This window comes from Halomonas sp. BC04, assembly GCF_000568385.1.
This window is the reverse complement of sequence record NZ_AZQX01000279.1, coordinates 1-5,121: the sequence shown is the minus strand read 5'-3', so window position 1 is coordinate 5,121 and position 5,121 is coordinate 1. Positions and strand designations below refer to the sequence as shown.

At 61.1% G+C, this 5,121-nt stretch carries 6 protein-coding genes; 3 read left to right on the top strand and 3 right to left on the bottom strand.

From position 1 onward, the window contains the following. On the bottom strand, positions 1-547 hold a 547-nt coding region (locus Q427_RS19095), incomplete at its 3' end, for a sodium-dependent bicarbonate transport family permease (protein WP_043516688.1). A 191-nt stretch (positions 548-738) separates the two neighbouring features. On the opposite strand from Q427_RS19095, the gene Q427_RS19090 reads away from it, so the two are divergent. The 3 genes from Q427_RS19090 (at position 739) to idi (ending at position 3,808) form a co-directional block, all read left to right on the top strand. Beyond that, positions 739-1,713 carry a LysR family transcriptional regulator gene (locus Q427_RS19090; RefSeq protein WP_043516687.1) on the top strand — a complete coding sequence of 325 codons (975 nt, stop codon included), beginning with the start codon at positions 739-741 and terminating at the stop codon, positions 1,711-1,713. Positions 1,714-2,005: 292 nt separating this feature from the next. After that, on the top strand, positions 2,006-3,154 hold the full coding sequence (locus Q427_RS19085) for a phytoene/squalene synthase family protein (protein ID WP_081786098.1): 1,149 nt from the start codon (positions 2,006-2,008) through the stop codon (positions 3,152-3,154). Positions 3,155-3,223: 69 nt separating this feature from the next. Next, a complete protein-coding gene (gene idi, locus Q427_RS19080; RefSeq protein WP_197030740.1) occupies positions 3,224-3,808 on the top strand; it encodes an isopentenyl-diphosphate Delta-isomerase in 585 nt (194 codons plus the stop codon). Positions 3,809-3,856: 48 nt separating this feature from the next. Here idi and Q427_RS19075 read toward each other — a convergent pair whose 3' ends face one another. Next, positions 3,857-4,747: a substrate-binding domain-containing protein gene (locus Q427_RS19075; protein WP_051496530.1), complete on the bottom strand. Its 891-nt coding sequence runs from the start codon at positions 4,745-4,747 to the stop codon at positions 3,857-3,859. Positions 4,748-4,764: 17 nt separating this feature from the next. Further along, positions 4,765-5,121 (bottom strand): ATP-binding cassette domain-containing protein (locus Q427_RS19070; RefSeq protein ID WP_043516686.1); only part of this gene is annotated, 357 nt, incomplete at its 5' end.

The following is a 5,121-nucleotide window of genomic DNA, read 5'->3' as shown; positions in this document are numbered from 1 at the left end:
TCCATGGGGCCGTACATGCGCCGATCACCGCGCCGCCGGCCAGCAGGATCACCCCGCGGTTGGTCAGTGTTTCATGCCAGATGCCTTGCAGCGCTTCGCCGGAGTCGCTGCCCTTGTGGCGCCGATAGAGCGCGATGGCCACCATGATCGCCGGCAGCTCCATCATCACCAGGTAGAGGGTGACCTCGGCGCCGATGGGCATATTGCGCCCCTCGGCGAAGGCCAGAGCCACGGCGAAGGTGCCGGCGCTGACCGAGCCGTAGTGGGCGGCGATGCTGGCACTGTCGGCAGGCGAAAGGCGGACCAGGCGTCGTAGCACGGGCATCAATACGATAGGGATCAATGCGCCCAGGGCTGCAACCGCAAGAAGCTCCGGTAACAGGGACCAGCGCAGGTTGCCGTAGAGCGCCATGCCACCCTTGAGGCCGATGGTCAGCATCAGCAGCAGGCTCAGTGTGTCGTAGGCTGCCTTGGGTATGTTCAGGTCGGACTTGACGATGCCGGCGAGAAGGCCGAGCAGAAAGAACATCACCACGATATCGGGCATGCGGGACTCTCGAATCGATGAGCGGAAGGGGCGCGGGCATTGTCTGCAAGGTAGTTCATAGATACCAATAAAAAAACAGTTATGTTGGTATGGATTATTATCTATAATAGCTGCCATGCCGTGCTATTCATCTACCTGTTTATACGGGTAATCATCCATCCAGGCACAGGAGCGGGCTGCCCGAGCGAGCCATGAATGTACGTCATCTCACCTTTCGGCTACTGCAGGTCTATGTTGCCGTGGTGCGCAGCGGTTCCGTCAGCGATGCGGCTCGTCAGCTGCACCTGACCCAGCCCACGGTATCCCAGCAGCTAAAGCGCTTGAGCGAGGCAGTGGGAGAGCCGTTGCTGGTGAGTCGCCGTGGTCGCCTTGAGACCACCGAAGCCGGCACCGAGCTCTACCGCGCCAGCCGCGAGGTGCTAGGCCGTTTCGACGACTTCGAGGATTATCTGGCCGCCCTGAGGGGCGGTGAGCGGGGGCGCTTCAGCATTGCCCTGGTCAACACGGCGCAGTACGTGCTGCCGAGGCTGCTGGGGCCGTACAGCCAGGTGTTTCCCGAAGTCGACGTGACGCTGCATATCGGCAACCGCCGCCAGATGCTGACACGCTTCGAGCGCCAGGATGACGACCTCTACGTCTTCAGTCATCCGCCGTCGCTGGCCCATGCCCTGGCCGGGCGCTTCCTGCGCAATCCGCTGGTGGTGATCGCGCCGCGGGGCCATGCCCTGGCCACCCGGGAGCGTGTCGCCATGAGTGAACTGCTGAGGGAGCGTTTTCTGCTGCGCGAGCCGGGCTCTGCCACGCGCATGCTGTTCGAGAGCTGGCTGCAGGAGCAGGGGCTATCGCTAGGCTCGAGCCTGCAGATGGCCAGCAACGAGGCCATTCGCGTGGGGGTGGCGTCTGGCATGGGGCTCGCGGTGCTCTCCGAGCATGTGCTGCCGCCGGAGCACTCCGACCTGGTGATCCTGGCGGTGGAGGGGCTGCCCATCGAGAGCCACTGGCAGTTCATCGTGCGCCGGGACAAGCGACTGCCCCACGCGGCGCAGGGCTTTCTGCGTTTCGCTGCGGGACATCTCGGCGAGTGCGTGGAGCCGCGCTTTCTGTGCAACGAGCTCGATGGGCTGTTGGGACGATTGGAGGTGGCGGGGGCGGCGTCTTCAGCGTGAACCAGGAGCCTGTTGGACATGACCGATCGTTGCGAGAGATTAGGATTTCGAGACAAGTTTATCGATCTGATGAGGCGAATAGCCCGCTATTTAACGAATCAGATCGAATGAAATTGGCCGAAAGACCGGATCTCGTAGTAGATTAGCGTTAAGCCCGACAGGCTCCTGAACATCGGTACTCTCTCGTAAGCAAGCGTGATAGCCTGCATTTTCAGCCTGCCTGGAAGCGAAAATTAAGCAGGGAAAGATGGCCGGCCACGGTCAATAGTCACTTACGCATCGGTGTCCTGCCATGGCCCATTTCTCTTCGACGACTTCCAGAATTGCAGCGGAAGAAGCCTACCAGGACAAGATCCTGACTGGGGTATCACGCACCTTTGCCCTCACCATTCCCCAGCTCCCGGCCGAGCTGCGCAAGGTGGTGACCAATGCTTATCTGCTTTGCCGTATTGTGGACACCCTGGAGGATGAACCGTCGCTGTCCGCGTTTCAGAAGGTCACTTTCCATGAACGGTTTCTGTCAGTGCTGAGAGGGGAGGAGAAGGCTCAGAGTTTCGCCAAGCAGGTCACGCCGCTACTCTCGGCAGCCACTTCCTCGAATGAGCGAGAGTTGATGGCCAACACGCCATCGATCGTGGGCTGTACCCGCAGTCTCACCGCGTCACAGCAGCAGGTGCTGGTCAAATGTGTGAGCATCATGTGTCGGGGCATGGGTTGCTATCAGGACCGTACGAGTCTGGAGGGCTTGCATGATCTGGCCGAATTGGACCGTTATTGCTATCACGTAGCAGGCGTCGTCGGTGAAATGCTCACCGAGCTATTCTGCCAGCATTCCGTCGAAATACACGAGAAACGTCCCGAGTTGCTGGCCTTGGCGCCTTCGTTCGGAGAAGGTCTGCAGCTTACCAATATTCTCAAGGACCTTTGGGACGATCGGCAGCATGGCGTCTGTTGGCTGCCGCGCAAGGAGTTTCAGGAGTTTGGTGTGGAATTGGCTAGCATGGCTCCGGGACGCAGTGACCAGGCATTCGCAGCGGCGTTGCGCTACATGATCGGTATTGCGCATGCCCATTTACGTAACGCCTTTCGCTACACCCTGATGATTCCATCGAAGGAATCGGGTATCAAGCGCTTCTGCTTATGGGCAATCGGCCTTGCCGTCCTCACACTCAGGCGGATAGATGCTCAGCCGACTTATCGCAGCGGCCGGCAGGTCAAGGTGTCACGTCGCATTGTTAAAGCCACCCTCGTCAGCACTAGTCTGACGGCACGCCATGACTGGATGCTCAAGCTGCTGTTCACCGGTGTGACCACCGGTTTGCCGCTCAGGCCATTTCCGGGACCGAACCCTGAACTGAGTGCCTGGGCTTCCGAGCCATATCTTGGTGGCGATTTTCCGACGGCAAGTGGTGGTCGACTACAGCCCAATGGTGATCAGTAGGCAGATGTTCTGTCCAGTCGTCATTCAAGATCCCCGTTGTTCAGGAGGAGAGCTAAATGGAGGTGACGATTGATTAACACAGGCGAAAGCGAGCGTGACGAGGCCGTTTCTTTCGATGATGAGGAGTTGATCCTGGTCGATGACCAGGACAGGGAACTGGGTCACTTGAGCAAAGTGAAGTGTCACGAAGGCGACGGTGTGCTGCATCGTGCTTTCTCGCTGTTTGTGTTCAATCATGACGGGGAGCTTCTTCTTCAACAGCGTGCCGCAGGCAAGCGCTTGTGGCCGCTGTTCTGGTCCAACAGCTGTTGCAGTCATCCACGCCGAGGCGAGCGCATGGAAGAGGCGGTTCGCCGTCGACTATGGCAAGAGGTTGGCATCGAGGCAGAGCTCGATTACCTCTATAAGTTCCGCTATCAGGCTCGATACGATGCAGGCGGAGCCGAGCACGAGTTATGTTGGGTATATCTGGGAGTCAGTGACGAGGAGCCACGCCCCAACCGACAGGAAATCGCCGACTGGTGCTGGATATCCCCCGCAAGGCTTGATGCCGAGTTGGTCTCGCGAGCGGAACGCTATACGCCCTGGTTCAAGATGGAGTGGGAGCGATTACGGGGTGAATTTACCGATGAGATGAAGCGATATTGCCGATAAGCTCGGCGGTGGGTAATACTCCCTTGGTATTGTTGCTTGCCGATTATTTCAATGGCATACCAGAAATTCAGCACGCGACTCGGGATCGGACGGTGCGAGGGCATCGTCGCTGTCGGATCGGGCACTGGGCATGAACACCGCTTGCCCGGCGATCTCGAAATCGCCGATGGCCTGCTGGCCTTCCTCGGAGAGCAGCCATCGGTGCCACTTGCTTGCTGGCGCATGCTTCAGGTGGGGGTGGCGCTCTGTCGAGAGCAGCACGCTGGCGTACGGGTTGAGCAGGGCTTCGTCGCCCTCGAAGAGCAGCGCGAGGTCCTGCCGATTGTCGAAGGCGGCCCAGGTGGCGCGATCGGTGAAAACGTAGGCATCCATGGCGGCGGCGGTATTGAGCGTCGGGCCCATGCCGCTGCCCAGCGCCCGATACCATGTGCCCTGGGGGGCAATGCCGGCCGCTCGCCACAGTTGCCGTTCGGCGCGGTGGGTGCCGCTGTCGTCGCCGCGTGAGGCGAAGGTTGACTCGGTGGCGGCGATGGCGGCGAAGGCCTCGATCGCCGTTTCGGCCGCGGTGATACGGGCCGGATCCTCGGCGGGGCCGATGATCACGAAGTCATTGACCATGATCTCCGCTCGCTCGCTGGCATGCCCCTCGGCGATGAGCTGCGCCTCGCCGCTGGGGTCGTGTACCAGCAGGGCATCGGCATCGCCACGGCGGGCGATGGCGAAGGCCTGGCCGGTCCCCACCGCCACCACCCGAACCGAGATGCCGGTGGCCTCGGTGAACGGCGGGATGATGGCGCGAAACAGTCCCGAGTTCTCGGTGGAGGTGGTGGAGGCGAGCACGATATATCGCTTTTCATGTCGTTCTCCGGCCGCGGCCTGGGGCGCGGCCAAGAGGCAGGCGAGGAGCAGTGTAGAGACCATTCGACGGTAGCGGAACATGGCCTGGACGCCTCCCATCACCCGAGCAGTTCGCCGGAGAGGAAGTCGCGCGCGAGCTGGCTGCAGGGGGCGTGAAAGAACGCCTGTGCCAGCGTGTGCTCGATGATGCGGCCCTCGTACAGGAAGACGATGTCGTCGGCCAGGCGGCGGGCCTGGTTGAGGTCGTGGCTGGTCATCACGATGCGCGAGCCCTGGTCGTGGAAGGTGTGAACCGCATCCTCAACGGCTCGCATCGATGCAGGGTCCAGTGCCGACGTGGGTTCGTCGAGAAACAGCACGTCGGGTTCCAGGACCCAGGCACGCGCCAGGGCCAGGCGTTGCTGCTCGCCGCCAGAGAGCACCCTGGCCGGGCGGTCGGCCAGGCTGGCGAGCCC